Below are 14,676 nucleotides of genomic sequence, written 5' to 3'. Positions count from 1 at the left end.
TAAAAATATTTAGATCTTATATAATGTGTGTGTGAAATTTATCTTTGAAACAACTTAAGGTTTTTAAATTGCTGCAATCTTTTTAGTTATTCTTGAAACGTTTCTTGATGCATTTTGTTTTTTAATTACACCAGTCTTTGCAATTTTCATCAACTCAGAGTTTAATTTAGGTAAGAATTTTAACGCTTCATCTTTCTTTTTGGTATCTATTAAAGCGTTCATTTTCTTTAATGCATTTCTAAATCTACTTTTTCTAGCTTTATTCACTGCTGTTTGCTTAGAAATACGTCTTATACGTTTAATAGCTGATTTTGTATTTGCCATGCGCAGGGGTATAGCTTGAGAACTGAAAACGGTCAACTAAATATTTAGTTAATTTTGGCAGGAATTACAAAAGAAAGTAGATCTATTTGATACAATTTTTTTCTGAATAGTATCTGTACATCCTATAGTTTTACATCTTAATCCTTCTTGCTGATATACTTTAAATTCTTTTTGATAGTTTCCAGAAGATCCCAGTGTATCCTTAAAATCTCTAATACTCGAACCACCTTTTTTAATTGCTCTTAATAAAATTTTTTTTGAATAGTAAATAATTTTTTTACAATCTTCTCTAGTTAACAAACTTGCTTTTTTAAATGGATAAATCTTACTTAAAAATAAAATTTCACTTGCATAAATATTCCCAATTCCAGAAACAAATTTTTGGTCTAATAAAAATGTTTTAATATTTTTATTCTTTCCTTCGAAGTAATTAAAAACATAATTCAAATTAAAATTTAAATTGAATGGTTCTGGTCCCAAATTTTTAAATCTATTTTCTAATTTTTCACTATTTTCTACTAACTCAAAAAAACCAAATCTTCTTGGATCATTATAAATTACTCTCAAAGAATTAAATATTAATTCAATATGATTATGTTTTTTTGGTAATATAGGGGAATGATAAAAACTAGCATTGGTAAATTTTAATTTTTTTTTACTATCAATGATGTGTATGGTTCCAGACATGCCCAAATGTATCAAACAAAACTCTCCACTTTTAAAATTCAATATTAAGTACTTTGAAAATCTATCTACTTTAATAATTTTTTTATTCTTTAAAAAAGAACTAAAATTTTTTGGAACTGGAAACCTAAGATTTTTATTTCTAATAATTACTTTTTTAATACTTTTTTGTTTAATTTTTTTGTCTAAAGATTGTCTAACAATTTCTACTTCTGGTAATTCTGGCATTTCTCACTATATTCAATATATATTTTTTTATGCAACAATATCTTCAAAATAAAAAAGGCCTTGTAGAGGGTGTTTTTGATCAAGTTTATAATAAATACGACTTGATGAATGATTTCATGTCACTGGGCATTCATAGATTTTGGAAAAAAAGTCTAATCAATATTATGAAGCCATCTCCAAATAGAAAATTAATAGACGTTGCTTGTGGTACTGGAGATATTGGTAAATTATTTTTGAATAATACAAATCAAATGTCAGAGATCACTTGTGTAGACCCAAATAAAGGCATGATTAGTCAAGGCAAACAAAAATTATCTAAATACAAAAATATAAAATGGATCAATGCTGCTGCTGAGAAACTTCCACTTCAAGATAACGAATTTGATTATTACACAATAAGTTTTGGCCTTAGAAATACAAAGAATTTAGATAAAGCTCTATCTGAAGCTTATAGGGTATTAAAACCAGGCGGAAGATTTCTATGTTTAGAATTTTCAAAAATTCAAAACTCTAACCTAGATTTTGTTTATAAAAACTATTCCAAAATAATTCCTCATATTGGTCAATTTATTGTTGGCGATAAAAAACCATATGAATATTTAGTAAAAAGTATTGAAGAATTTATTAATCAAGAAGAATTAATTGACTTAATGAAAAAGCATAATTTTACGAAATGTAATTATAGGAACTTTTCAGGTGGTATAGTTTCTATCCATAGTGGTTGGAAAATATAATGCTAAGAAAATTAATTACTTTATTTAAATTAGGAAGAAAGATTGCAAAATCTGATATTTTAGATATTGCCTCTAAATTTAAAAAACCGCCAGTCGGGATCACAATTTTATTTCAGCTATTAGCAATATCTTTTGAAAAAAAAGAATTGAGTCATCATACGCTAGATGATGGTGAAAGACTTTCGAAATCATTAGAGTCGATGGGTACAACTTTTATAAAATTAGGTCAATTTTTAGCTACTAGACCTGATATTATAGGAGAAGAACTTTCTACAAAGCTGGAAAAATTACAAGATCGTGTACCACCATTCTCTATTGATCAGGCAAAAGAAATAATTAAAAATGATTTAGGCAATGATGCTTACAATTCTATTATTGATTTAAGTGAGCCAGTTGCTGCTGCATCAATAGCGCAAGTTCATAAAGCTAAAATAAATGACAATGGTACAATTAAAGATGTAGCAATAAAAATTATAAGACCAGACATAAAAAAAATATTTAATGAAGAAATTGATGCGATGATGCTATTTGCATTTATCATTGAGTCATTTTTAAAAAAAACTAAAAGATTAAAACTTGTGGAAGTTGTTTTTTTGTTGAAAGAAATAACTAACCTAGAAATGGATTTAAGGTTTGAGGCAGCAGCTGCAAATGAATATGCAGAAAATACAAAAAATGATGCTGGTTTCAAAGTTCCTGAAATATATTGGAACTTTACTAGTGAGAATGTAATGACATTAGATTGGATAGATGGAGTATCTATTCGTGAAACAGAAGAGCTGAAAAAAAGAAATTTAAATACTAATAAAATTGCTGAGGATATTATCCAGCATTTTTTAAGACATGCAGTAAGGGATGGTTTTTTTCATGCTGATATGCACCAGGGAAATATATTTATTGATGATAGCGGTCAAATAGCTCCAATAGATTTTGGCATAATGGGTAGATTAGACAAAATGAGTAAACGTTTTTTAGCTGAAATTTTATTTGGATTTATACAAAGAGATTATAAAAAAGTTGCTGAGGTTCACTTGGTAGCAGGATTAGTCCCTAAAAATGTGCCAATAGATGATCTTGCGCAAGCATTAAGGTCAATAGGAGAGCCAATATTTGGTCAAGAGGTTAAAGATATTTCAGGTGGAAAATTATTAAAACAGCTTTTTGATGTTACAGAAAAATTCAATATGCAAACTCAACCTCAATTGTTGATGTTACAAAAAACAATGGTTGTAGTTGAGGGTGTTGCAAGAAAATTAAATCCTAACACTAATATTTGGACAACCTCTAAACCAGTTCTTGAAAATTGGTTAAGAGAAACAAAAGATCCTATAAATAATTTTAACGAAACACTTAAAAATAGTACTGAAGTAATTAAAAGATTACCTGAGTTACCTGAAATAATGGACAAAGCAAATCAAGCTCTAACATTTTTAGCTAGCGGACAAATTCCTCAAAACTCCAATTCTTATACAGCTTTAAACGATAAAAAATCTGAAATGATAGCATTTAGAAACCAATCTATTATTGGTTTATTACTTCTTGTAATTTTTGGTCTTATAGTATTTTAATTCTGCAAATGAAAAATCTTAATAACAAAAAAATTCTTTTTATCATTTGTGGTGGTATTTCAGCTTATAAAAGTCTTGAAACGATTAGATTATTAAAAAAAAATGGTGCAGAAATAAAAACTATACTGACTTCTAGTGCTAAAGAATTTGTAACTCCATTATCAGTAGCATCATTATCTCAAGGTAAAGTTTATAGTGATTTGTTTAGTTTAGAAAACGAAACTGAAATGGATCACATTTCACTTTCTAGATGGGCAGACATAGTTATCGTTGCACCAACTACAGCAAATACAATTTCAAAATTAGCACAAGGTACTACAGATGATTTGGCTTCTACTGTAATACTTGCTTCAAATAAACAAATTTATTTAGCACCAGCGATGAATGTTAGAATGTGGGAACATAAATCTACAAAAACTAATTTAAAAAAATTAAAAGATTTTGGTTATAAGTTTATTGGTCCAGAAATAGGAGATATGGCATGCGGGGAATACGGAGAAGGTAAGATGTCAGAACCATTAAAAATTGTGGATGGGTTAAACCAATTTTTTTTAAACCAAAGTCAAAATAAAAAATTTAAAGCTTTAGTTACTGCGGGTCCAACAAATGAGTATATCGACCCTGTGCGTTTTATAACAAATAAATCAAGTGGCAAACAAGGATATGAACTAGCTAAATGTCTATCGAAAAAAGGTTTTGATACAACACTGATTTCAGGACCAACTAATCTAGAAGTAGAAAAAGATATTAAACTCATTGAAGTTGAAACAGCAGATGAAATGTTTGCTGCTACACAAGAGAATTTACCTGTAGATGTAGCAATTTTTTCAGCAGCAGTATCAGACTTTAAAGTAAAAAATAAATCTCAAACAAAAATAAAAAAAGAAGAAGCATTAAATTTAAATTTAGAAAAAAATATTGATATTTTAAATTACATATCAAATCATAATTCTATGAGGCCTGAAATTGTGATTGGTTTTGCAGCAGAAACAAACGAAGTTTTAAAAAATGCAGAAGAAAAATTAAATAAAAAGAATTGTGATTGGATAATTGCTAATGATGTTTCTAAAAAAAATATTGGATTTAACTCAGATTATAATGAAGTTGTAATCTACTACAAAAATAAATCTTTAAAAAGTGAAGTCCTACCATACAAAAGAAAATCTGAAATTTCTGAAGAAATAGTTGATAGAATAATTGATCAATTAAATTAATGGCAAAAATCCTTGTTAAAAAATTAGATCCTTCAATAGAGCTACCTGCCTACAAAACAGAAGGGGCTTCGGGAATGGATCTTATGGCATTTATAAAAGAACCCATTATACTTAAACCCCAAAATTCTTGTTTAGTTCCAACTGGAATTGCCGTTGCTTTTTCAAATGAATTTGAAATTCAAATACGACCTAGATCAGGTTTAGCAGCAAAAAATAATATTGGTGTTTTAAATACACCAGGAACAATAGATAGTGATTACAGGGGTGAGATAAAAGTAATACTTTACAATCACGGAAAAGAAGATTTTTTAATAAACAATAAAGACAGAATAGCTCAAATGATTCTCGCACCAGTGATAAAAATGAATTTTGAAGAAACAGATGAGCTTCCAGAAACAATTAGAGGCGAAGGCGGATTTGGCTCAACAGGAAAATGAGCAAAAAATTAAACAAAAAACAAATCGAACGTTTTTCAAGACAGATCATATTAAAAAATATTGGTATTTTAGGTCAAAATAAAATTACAAATGCAAAAGTATTAATAATAGGCATGGGTGGTCTTGGGTGCCCAGTAGCAGAATTCTTGACTAGGTCAGGGGTTGGTTTATTAGGAATTGTGGATCATGATCGAATAAGCCTTTCAAATATTAATAGGCAGAGTTTATTCAATGAGAAAGATTTAAATCAATTAAAAGTCAAAATAGCTAAAAAAAAATTAAACAACATTAATTCTTTAACAAAAATAAAAATTTTTAATTACAAATTAAATAAATCTAATTTTCAAAAAATTATTAAAGATTACGATTATATTGTTGATGGAACTGATAATTTTGAAAGTAAATTTCTAATTAATGATTTAAGTTTAAAGTATAAAAAGTTTTTGGTAACTGGTGCTATAAGTAAATTTGATGGTCATATCTTTACATTTAATTTTAAAAATAAAAAAGAACCATGCCTTCGATGTTTTTATCAAGAGGAAAAAATATCAGATGAAATACTCAATTGTGAATATGAAGGAATCCTGGGAACTGTAGCAGGAATAGTTGGCACGATGCAAGCTAATGAAATTTTAAAAAATATTTTAAATATAGGCCAAAGTTTGAATAATTATATTTTAATTATTGATTTATTAAATTTAAATTTTAGAAAAGCAAAAATTAAAAAAAGAAAAAACTGTCTATGCAATTAATTATAAGAATAATTTTAATTTTTATCTTATCAGTTTCAATGAGTTCAGCTGATGAAATATTTGTTTCTTTAAAAAAAAATAAAGTAAACGTTAGGTACGGTCCAAGTTTTGACTCAGATGTAAAATACGTTTACAAAAAAATTAACCTTCCTTTAATACAAATAGATAAAAAAGAAAACTTTAGAAGAATTATTGACCTTAAAAATAATGGTGGGTGGATACATATATCTCAATTAAAAAAAAATAATTCTGTAATAGCAACAAAGGATAAAATTTTATTTAAAAACCCTACATCTTTTGCAAAACCAATTGCTCTTATTAAGGAAGGTAGGTTATTAATATTAGAAAAGTGTGAGCAAGAATGGTGTCAGATAACATCTGGAAAATTTCAAGGTTGGGTTAAAACAGATAACGTCTGGGGATTTAATTAACTAAAATCTGCAGAAAGTGACTTTTTGTTCTCTAAAGACAGCTTGGTAGTATGGGAATATTCTTTATGATCTATTCCTATTTCAACTTCAATTTCTTCAGATTTAAATTTGGCTATTTGGTCATCTGAAAAATTAAAATGAATAAATTGAACTGAAGAAGCTTTTCCTTCAGCTGATGTTCTATCAACATCTTCCTCTGGTATAGCTTTTATTTTTTCTCCATTAATTTTCATAAACACTGTTTCTTCTATTCCACCCACTTTTCCTAGGAAAGCTGCACGTGATATAGGATTGTCTATTTCAAACATCAAAGTAGCAGTTAATTCTTTACCATTTGGTATTAGAGGATTGTATGCTGACAACTCATCTTTAAGTTGTTCATCTCCACCTTTTTCAATATATAACATTTCTTGAACTTGAGCTAACATTGTCTCGTAACTTTCAAAGTAAAAAGTTGCATAAGGACCTAATGCAATTCTTCTATTTTTTTTAAAATCAACAATATTTTTTCTCAGTTCTCTTCTATTTTTTGTGTAAACATCCAATGGCATGATGTCTTCTTTTTGTATCTCTCTTTTTTCTCTTGGCATAATCATAATTTATAACTTTTAGCCATTAATTCGATAGGATGTAGTGCCTCATCATTGGAGATGTTAGTATCCACTTCAAGCTGCTTCAAGTGCTTACCTGCTAAAGGACAATCAGAAGCCATGTACTTGTTATTTTTTGTTTTAATTTGTCTTGCAGTTGGTCTTCCTACTTTATTGGCCAGATCATGTGTTTCTTTCATCACACCAAAAGTTCCACCATGCCCAGCACATTTCTCTACAACATCAATTTTAACATTCGGGATAAGTTTAAGCATATCTCTTGCTTTGATACCCATGTTTTGTGCTCTTGCATGACACGCATGATGAACTGTTACTCCACCATCGATTTCTTGCAAACCATCTGCTAATCCTTCTTTGTTTGCAATATCAACAACATATTCATCAATATCCATTACATTTGCAGATAATTTTTTTATTTTATCATCATTTGGTAAAAGCAATGGCCATTCAAATTTTAACATTAAGCCACAACTAGCGGTTAAGGTAACAACTTTGTAACCTTTGTTAATCCATTCAACTAAATCTTTAGAAACTTTTTTAGCCTGTTCCACAACTTTAGGAAGATCAGCTTGCTCTAAGAATGGCATTCCACAACATCCAGGATAGGCTTCTTGAACTTCTACACCATTTTTCTTTAGAACTTTTAAAGCTGCAACACCCGTATTTTTTTTATTAAAGTTAACAAAACAGGTAGAATAAATTACAACTTTTCTATCATTAGTTTTTGTCTCGTAGTTTATTTTGTCATTATTTTTCTTAAAAAAGTTAGAAAAAGTTTCTGAATTGTATTTTGGAAGTTGAACCCTTTTATCGATACCCACAACTACCTCTAATATTTTTCTAAACAACTTATTTTTTATATCTGATGCCCAATTAATTATTTTAGAAAATAAAACTCCAATTTTTGCGTTTCTATCTATTTGGGCTAATTGCTTTGGAACACTTGGTAATTTACCTAATTTTTTCTGTGCCGTTCTGTACCTCAACATTAAATGAGGGAAATCAAGATCAAAATCATGAGGAGGTACATAAGGACATTTGGTCATAAAACACATGTCGCAAAGAGTACAGGCATCAACAACCGGAGCAAATTGCTCACTTTTTAAACTTTCTACGTCTTCATTTTCAGATTCATCAATCATATCGAACAATTTTGGAAAGGAGTCACAAAGATTAAAACATCTTCGACATCCATGGCAAATATCAAACACTCTTCGCATTTCTGCATCTAATTTTTCAGGATTTAAAAAATCTGGATGCTCAAAATCAATAGGGTGACGTATTGGGGCGTCTAGACTTCCTTCTTTGCTCATACGATTATATTAGAAATCATAATTAATGATAAAGAAACTAATACCACTGGTTCATTAAACCAATCTTTTATTAATTGTAAAAGTTGCTCTTTCATTTTTTTTGATTTTAGAAATTTTGTTAAATTTAGTGGGCGGTAAACGCCCACTAATGAATATTATTTAGGCAATAGATTCTAAAGTTTTTTGGAATTTACCAGCATGAGATTTTTCAGCTTTTGCTAAAGTCTCAAACCAATCTGCAATTTCCTCAAAACCTTCTTCTCTTGCAGTTTTAGCCATACCTGGGTACATGTCAGTATATTCATGCGTTTCTCCTTCAATTGCTGAAGCTAAATTTGCTTTAGTTTCACCAATTGGTTTCCCAGTAGCTGGATCTCCAACTTGTTCAAGGTATTCTAAGTGACCATGTGCGTGACCAGTTTCACCTTCTGCTGTTGATCTAAATACTGTAGCTACATCATTATAACCTTCGATGTCAGCTTTTTGTGCAAAATAAAGATATCTTCTATTTGCTTGACTCTCACCAGCGAATGCTGCTTTTAAGTTCTCTTCTGTTTTACTTCCTTTTAAAGACATTTTTTTCTCCTTAATTTAACTATATAGACCATATAGTGTCTAAAACTTTAATGTCAATAGTTTAGAATTATTATAATCTAGATTTTATATAATTGATTTAATTGAATTATTTTTGAGTTTGATTATCACTCGCAACTTTAACCAAAACTTCAACTGAATTTATTTTTTTTCCTGTAATATTTTTTTTAATATTTACTGGGTCTATATAATTTTCATCACAATCTATTAGCTGATGAGTATCTTCATCATAAAAATGATGATGAACAGATGTGTTTGTATCAAAATAACTTTTATCGCTGTTAATCGAAATTTCTTTTAAATAACCTTTTTTCTGAAATGCATGAACAGTGTTATAAACTGTTGCTAAAGAAATTTTTTCATTCATCTCCTCAGAAATCATTTTTACGAGATCATTGATTGTAAAATGAAAAGTTTTTTCTCTATTAAATAGAACTTCACACATTTTAACCCTTTGTTTAGTGGGTCTAAGTCCTAAATCTCTTAATTTTTCAACAAAATTACAGTTTTTTACCATTGTATTTTATAATTATTCTAATGTATGAATAAAAATATACAGTTTTATTATATTATATTGGTATTAAATCAAGTAATAAGGTTTCTCAAAAAATATGAAAAAAAATTCCTACTCATATGACGATCTAATAAGTTGTGGAAATGGTAATCTTTTTGGACCAGGTAATGCAAAATTACCACTTCCTCCAATGCTGATGTTTGATAGAATAACTGAAATCAACGAGAATAATGGAGCTTTCAATAAAGGCTCTTTAAAGGCTGAATTAGATATAAAAAACGATCTATGGTTTTTTGACTGTCATTTTAAAGAGGATCCAGTCATGCCTGGGTGTCTCGGTTTAGATGCTATGTGGCAACTAGTTGGATTTTTTCTGGGCTGGCTAGGAAATCCTGGCAAAGGTAGAGCTCTAGGAGTTGGTACTGTAAAATTTACTGGTGAAGTTTTACAAAATGTTAAAAATGTAAGGTACGAAATAGATATGAAAAAAATTATGTCGCCAGGTGGAACAACTGTTGGTCTTGCCAATGGAATTGTACTTGCTGATGACAAAAAAATATATTCAGCAGAAAGTTTGAAAGTGGGGTTATTTAAATAATGAGAAGAGTAGTAATTACAGGATTAGGAATTGTCTCTTGTTTGGGAAACAACCAAGAGGAAGTTCATCAATCATTAATTAATTCAAAATCAGGAATTTCTTATGCTGAGGAATATAAAGAACATAATCTTAAAAGTCATGTTCATGGCAAGCCAAATATAAAATTAGAAGATCATGTCGATCGAAAAACAATTAGATTTATGGGTTCAGGTTCAGCTTATAATTATATTGCAATGAAAGAAGCTATTGAGGATTCGGGATTAGAAGAAACTGAAGTTAGCAATTTTAAAACTGGAATCGTGATGGGTTCTGGTGGTCCATCAATTGAAAATGTTATTTTGGCTGCGGATAAAACAAGGGCTAAAACTCCAAAATTAATGGGACCGTTCATTGTTCCAAGAACAATGGCAAGTACAGCTTCTGCAACACTTGCTGTTCCATTTAAAATTAAAGGAACCAACTACACAATGAGTTCTGCTTGTGCAACAAGTGGCCACTGTATTGGTAATTCAATGGAATTAATTCAAATGGGAAAACAAGATGTTGTTTTTGCAGGTGGAAGTGAAGAAGTTCATTGGGCAATGACGGCAATGTTTGATGCGATGACTGCTTTATCATCAAAATATAATGATGCACCCGAAACAGCATCAAGAGCATATGACAAAACAAGAGATGGTTTTGTAATTGCAGGTGGTGCAGGTGTGTTAGTGCTAGAGGAATATGAACACGCTAAAGCAAGAGGAGCTAAAATATACGCAGAATTAACTGGTTATGGAGCAACTTCAGATGGATACGATATGGTAGCTCCATCAGGAGAAGGTGCTGTCAGATGTATGCAAATGGCAATGTCTACTGCTAAAAATAAAATTGATTATATCAATACTCATGGAACTTCTACTCCGGTTGGAGATATCACGGAGCTAAATGCAGTTAAAAATACTTTTGGAGACAATATCCCAAAGATTAGTTCGACAAAATCTTTATCAGGACATCCACTTGGTGCGGCTTCAGTTCATGAAGCAATTTACTGTTTGATAATGATGAAGAATAATTTCATAGCTGGCTCTGCAAACATAAGTGAGATGGATGAAGAAGCTAAGAAATTTCCTATAGTTTCAAAAACTGAAACGGGAGTAACTTTAAATACAGTAATGTCAAATAGCTTTGGTTTTGGTGGAACTAATGCAGCTTTAATTTTTGAAAAGGTTTAATTTATGAGTTTAATGAAAGGCAAAAAGGGATTAATCATGGGTGTTGCAAATGAAAGATCTATTGCCTGGGGTATATCTCAAAAACTTGCTGAAGCAGGGGCAGATCTAGCATTTACATATTTAGGTGATGCTTTGAAAAAAAGAGTTGTTCCTTTAGCAGAAAAATTAAATTCAAACGTTACATTTAGTTGTGATGTTGAAAAAAAAGAAGAGGTTGTAAAATTATTTGAAGATATTAAATCCCAATGGGGTGAAATTGACTTTGTAGTTCATGCAGTTGCTTTCTCTGATAAATCAGAGTTATCAGGTGAATATTTAAATACCACTAGAGAAAACTTTTTAAGAAGTATGTTAATCTCATGCTTTTCATTTACCGAAGTAGCAAAAGAAGCCTCAAAAGTAATGAAACAAGGCGGAAGTTTATTAACTTTAACTTACGAGTCTACTAAAGCAATTCCAAATTATAACGTAATGGGTGTTTGTAAATCAGCTTTAGAAGCTAGTGTTAAGTATCTAGCTCGAGATTTGGGTGCCAAGGGCATGAGAGTAAATGCAATAAGTGCAGGCCCTATTAAAACATTAGCAGCTTCTGCAATTGGAGATGCAAAATTCCTATACAAGTGGAATGAAGACCATTCTTTTCTAAAAAGAAACGTAGATATCCATGATGTTGGAAATTCAGCATTATATCTATTAAGTGATCTTGCAAACGGAGTTACTGGTGAAATTCACTATGTAGATGCAGGATATAACAAAGTTGGAATGCCAGATCCAAAGAACATTTCTTAGGTTAACTTAAATTCAAATTTAATAATTTAACATAAAATGTTATTATTGTTTTTGTTAGATTTATTAATTTTAAAAATAAGTTTTTAGATAAATAATAATTTGAACTACATGGAAACATTTAAAAAAAAACTTGAAATTCAATATTTAACTTTAGTAGTTGCTTCATCAGTTTGTATCAAATGGATTGTGCTAGTTTACCTTTATGATAATTTTCTTTATTCAAATATATTATTAGCACTCCATGATACACAGTATTTTCCTTTGGTCATAAGTTTTTCAAATCTTAATTTTAGTCCTACCTATCTCGATTTTATTGAAGACTCAAAAATGATTAGCTTTCCTGCTTTTAGCATATTATTACACTCTGTATTATATAAATTTTTAGGTGTATATTCGCTAATATTTCTTGAACTAATATTTCAAGTAGGTTTTTACGTAGTTTTATTTTTGACTATAAAAAATATTATTGAAAGTAAAAAATTAAGTTTAATTTTTTGTTTACTTATAATTTGTTCTCCATTTATCTTAGAAATTTTAACTAAATTAGAAATTTCGAAATTATTTAGTTTAACAAACGATCAGTTAAATGATAATTTTGGAAATAGATTTCCAAGGCCTTTGGTTACAGGAATTTTCTATTTTTTATTTTTTTTAATTTTATTTAAAATTCAAGACAAATTTAGTTTCAAATTTAATTTCAAATATTACTTAATTATGATCTTCATATTAAGTTTTTTTTTGAACAGTTTTTTTTATTATTTTATTTATTTTTTTTTATTATTTTTAATTTTAGTTATTAAAAATAATCATGGTAAATATAAGTTATTCTTTTTAAATAATAAAAAAAAAATTTTTATTTTATTTTTTGTCTCTTTAATATTAGTAAGTCCATTTTTAATACAACTGTTATTAAGTGAGGATGATTATGGAAAAAGAATTGGTTTAATAGAAATAAATTATGATAGCAGAATTTATTTGATCAAATATTTTTTGAAAAGTTTATTTAGAGTTGAATTTTTATTACTAATTATTCCTAGTTTTATAATTTATAAATATTTAAACCATAATAATACATTATTTAAAAAAATTGGAAAAATAAATATTTTTTTTTATAATATCCTAATATCAATTATCTCACCAACTATTTTTTTTATTTTTTCTCCTTACTTAATATCTGTATATCATTTTGTTGATATTTTAATTTTTGCTTGTATTTTTTATTTATTATTAAGTTTTTACTTTATTATTATTTCAAAGTTTTTTTTTAATAAAAAAATACAAAATTATAAATTTTATTTAATCATCTTTCTTAGCATATATTGCATATCAATATTTTATATAAAAAAAAAAAATTTTATGGAATTTGCGAATACTACGAAGGAAATTAATGAAATACAAATTTTTTTAGAAACAGAAAAATTAAAGAACACAAAATACAAATTATTCACGAATGACTTAAATGTTGTAAATTTATGGTTATTTAATTATAATAAAGAATTAACTATATCTGATGGATTTACCAATAGTCTTTCAAACTCACAGATAGAGTTTAACCTAATAAATAATTTAAAAGATTTTCAAATTTCTGAAAATTTATTCAAAGAAATTTTTTCTTTTAACAAGAGTGAGTTAAGCAATAAGTTTATTTATTTTTTATTTTGTTACCAATATCAAGCAAATTCACTTTATACATTTTCTAAAATTGACAATTACACTAAAAACATTAGAGATACGATTTTAGATTCATCCCCCTTTAGGGCTCAATTACAAATTATGCCAGAAGATGAAAAACAAAGATTACTTAAAACTTTTAATGAGCATAAAATTGATGAAAATTTTTTAAGTGACTATGTAATAATTAACAATTCTCTTCTCAATAAGCCATTAATTATTGTTAATGATGATTACCAAGAACTTCATCGATATGGAAATTTTATTTTTTATAAAAGAATTAAATAAAAAGTTATTCTTTTTTTACTACAAGTAATAATGATTTTCCAAACCTGTATTGAATTAGCTTATCTAAAATAATAGATAACCATATTAAAGAGTTCCACAATTTTATTTTTTTTGCAAAATTTCTTTTATAATTAGTAACTAATATTTTTGACATTAAGGATAAAAAATATCCAACTACATCATAATATACTAATTTTAAAATTTTAAATTTTAAATTAACAAAAATTCTTAGTAAACTTTTTTTTGAATATCTCCGAAAATGCCCAACATCTCTATCAAATTCTGAATATAGGTAGTTAAAAGCAGGCACATTAATTATTAACATGCCTCCTTTTTTTAAAGATTTAAATGCATGCTTAATTTCTAGTCTGTCATTTTTTATATGTTCTAATACATCTAAATATAAAATCGCATCATATTTTTTTAAATTAGATCTAAAGTTTTTATTATAAATATTAATTTTTTTATTTTTTTTAAATTTTTTTCTTAGGTTTTTGTACAATTTTTTGGAAGGCTCAAATAAATTTATTTCTGAAGGAATATTTATATATTGAGATAAATTTTTTCCATTACCTGGTCCAACTTCAGCAACATTTCCATTTAAAAACTTTTTTATTAAATTTAGTTGATATAATCTAAAATTTTTTGCATTATCAAAATAGTTTAATTCCCAACCTTCATAGTCATTATTTTGACTTTTATTTTGACCAATCAT

17 protein-coding genes are annotated in these 14,676 nt (G+C 28.0%); 10 read left to right on the top strand and 7 right to left on the bottom strand.

Annotation, left to right across the window (positions count from 1 at the left end; genetic code table 11):
• Nucleotides 1-63: 63 nt before the first annotated feature.
• A complete protein-coding gene (gene rpsT / locus ACTTA8_RS07200; protein WP_262590084.1) occupies nucleotides 64-324 on the bottom strand; it encodes a 30S ribosomal protein S20 in 261 nt (86 codons plus the stop codon).
• A gap of 48 nt (nucleotides 325-372) precedes the next feature.
• Nucleotides 373-1,236 carry a bifunctional DNA-formamidopyrimidine glycosylase/DNA-(apurinic or apyrimidinic site) lyase gene (gene mutM / locus ACTTA8_RS07195; protein WP_440655191.1) on the bottom strand — a complete coding sequence of 288 codons (864 nt, stop codon included), beginning with the start codon at nucleotides 1,234-1,236 and terminating at the stop codon, nucleotides 373-375.
• A 29-nt stretch (nucleotides 1,237-1,265) separates the two neighbouring features.
• On the opposite strand from mutM, the gene ubiE reads away from it, so the two are divergent.
• The 6 genes from ubiE to ACTTA8_RS07165 are packed head-to-tail and all read left to right on the top strand — an operon-like array spanning nucleotide 1,266 to nucleotide 6,372.
• Nucleotides 1,266-1,970 (top strand): bifunctional demethylmenaquinone methyltransferase/2-methoxy-6-polyprenyl-1,4-benzoquinol methylase UbiE, encoded by a 705-nt coding sequence (ubiE, locus tag ACTTA8_RS07190; RefSeq protein WP_440655189.1) that lies wholly within the window; start codon nucleotides 1,266-1,268, stop codon nucleotides 1,968-1,970.
• The gene (gene ubiB / locus ACTTA8_RS07185) at nucleotides 1,970-3,538 is read left to right on the top strand and encodes a 2-polyprenylphenol 6-hydroxylase (RefSeq protein WP_440655187.1); all 1,569 of its coding nucleotides are present in this window, start codon (nucleotides 1,970-1,972) and stop codon (nucleotides 3,536-3,538) included. Before ubiE ends, ubiB begins: the two co-directional genes overlap by 1 nt.
• 8 nt (nucleotides 3,539-3,546) lie before the next feature.
• Complete coding sequence (gene coaBC, locus ACTTA8_RS07180; protein WP_440655186.1) at nucleotides 3,547-4,752, top strand: bifunctional phosphopantothenoylcysteine decarboxylase/phosphopantothenate--cysteine ligase CoaBC; 1,206 nt, start codon at nucleotides 3,547-3,549, stop codon at nucleotides 4,750-4,752.
• Nucleotides 4,752-5,189, top strand: coding sequence for a dUTP diphosphatase (gene dut, locus ACTTA8_RS07175; RefSeq protein ID WP_440655185.1), 438 nt, complete (start codon nucleotides 4,752-4,754; stop codon nucleotides 5,187-5,189). The genes coaBC and dut overlap by 1 nt, the downstream gene beginning before the upstream one ends.
• Nucleotides 5,186-5,941 carry a HesA/MoeB/ThiF family protein gene (locus ACTTA8_RS07170; RefSeq protein ID WP_440655183.1) on the top strand — a complete coding sequence of 252 codons (756 nt, stop codon included), beginning with the start codon at nucleotides 5,186-5,188 and terminating at the stop codon, nucleotides 5,939-5,941. Before dut ends, ACTTA8_RS07170 begins: the two co-directional genes overlap by 4 nt.
• On the top strand, nucleotides 5,932-6,372 hold the full coding sequence (locus tag ACTTA8_RS07165) for an SH3 domain-containing protein (protein ID WP_440655182.1): 441 nt from the start codon (nucleotides 5,932-5,934) through the stop codon (nucleotides 6,370-6,372). The genes ACTTA8_RS07170 and ACTTA8_RS07165 overlap by 10 nt, the downstream gene beginning before the upstream one ends.
• On the opposite strand, the gene ACTTA8_RS07160 is transcribed toward ACTTA8_RS07165, so the two are convergent.
• From ACTTA8_RS07160 to ACTTA8_RS07145, 4 genes are all read right to left on the bottom strand, one after another.
• Nucleotides 6,369-6,962: a DUF3501 family protein gene (locus tag ACTTA8_RS07160; RefSeq protein ID WP_440635121.1), complete on the bottom strand. Its 594-nt coding sequence runs from the start codon at nucleotides 6,960-6,962 to the stop codon at nucleotides 6,369-6,371. The genes ACTTA8_RS07165 and ACTTA8_RS07160 overlap by 4 nt on opposite strands.
• Nucleotides 6,963-6,964: 2 nt before the next feature.
• A complete protein-coding gene (locus ACTTA8_RS07155) occupies nucleotides 6,965-8,296 on the bottom strand; it encodes a (Fe-S)-binding protein (RefSeq protein ID WP_440655180.1) in 1,332 nt (443 codons plus the stop codon).
• Nucleotides 8,297-8,455: 159 nt separating this feature from the next.
• Nucleotides 8,456-8,872 (bottom strand): rubrerythrin family protein, encoded by a 417-nt coding sequence (locus ACTTA8_RS07150; RefSeq protein ID WP_262590070.1) that lies wholly within the window; start codon nucleotides 8,870-8,872, stop codon nucleotides 8,456-8,458.
• Between the two features lie 106 nt (nucleotides 8,873-8,978).
• The gene (locus ACTTA8_RS07145; protein WP_440655179.1) at nucleotides 8,979-9,407 is read right to left on the bottom strand and encodes a Fur family transcriptional regulator; all 429 of its coding nucleotides are present in this window, start codon (nucleotides 9,405-9,407) and stop codon (nucleotides 8,979-8,981) included.
• Between the two features lie 94 nt (nucleotides 9,408-9,501).
• Between ACTTA8_RS07145 and fabA the strand changes: the two genes are divergently transcribed.
• The 4 genes from fabA to ACTTA8_RS07125 all read left to right on the top strand — a co-directional run bounded on the left by fabA (nucleotide 9,502) and on the right by ACTTA8_RS07125 (nucleotide 13,961).
• Nucleotides 9,502-10,002, top strand: coding sequence for a bifunctional 3-hydroxydecanoyl-ACP dehydratase/trans-2-decenoyl-ACP isomerase (fabA, locus tag ACTTA8_RS07140; RefSeq protein ID WP_440655178.1), 501 nt, complete (start codon nucleotides 9,502-9,504; stop codon nucleotides 10,000-10,002).
• Nucleotides 10,002-11,213 (top strand): beta-ketoacyl-ACP synthase I, encoded by a 1,212-nt coding sequence (gene fabB / locus ACTTA8_RS07135; protein WP_440655177.1) that lies wholly within the window; start codon nucleotides 10,002-10,004, stop codon nucleotides 11,211-11,213. The genes fabA and fabB overlap by 1 nt, the downstream gene beginning before the upstream one ends.
• Before the next feature lie 3 nt (nucleotides 11,214-11,216).
• The gene (locus ACTTA8_RS07130) at nucleotides 11,217-12,002 is read left to right on the top strand and encodes an enoyl-ACP reductase FabI (protein ID WP_440655176.1); all 786 of its coding nucleotides are present in this window, start codon (nucleotides 11,217-11,219) and stop codon (nucleotides 12,000-12,002) included.
• A 108-nt stretch (nucleotides 12,003-12,110) separates the two neighbouring features.
• Nucleotides 12,111-13,961, top strand: coding sequence for a hypothetical protein (locus ACTTA8_RS07125; RefSeq protein ID WP_440655175.1), 1,851 nt, complete (start codon nucleotides 12,111-12,113; stop codon nucleotides 13,959-13,961).
• Between the two features lie 4 nt (nucleotides 13,962-13,965).
• Here ACTTA8_RS07125 and ACTTA8_RS07120 read toward each other — a convergent pair whose 3' ends face one another.
• Nucleotides 13,966-14,676 carry a methyltransferase domain-containing protein gene (locus ACTTA8_RS07120; protein WP_440655174.1) on the bottom strand — a complete coding sequence of 237 codons (711 nt, stop codon included), beginning with the start codon at nucleotides 14,674-14,676 and terminating at the stop codon, nucleotides 13,966-13,968.

The sequence above is a fragment of the Candidatus Pelagibacter sp. HIMB1506 genome (assembly GCF_052047935.1).
Lineage (GTDB): Bacteria > Pseudomonadota > Alphaproteobacteria > Pelagibacterales > Pelagibacteraceae > Pelagibacter.
This window is presented reverse-complemented; position numbering and strand designations above follow the sequence as displayed.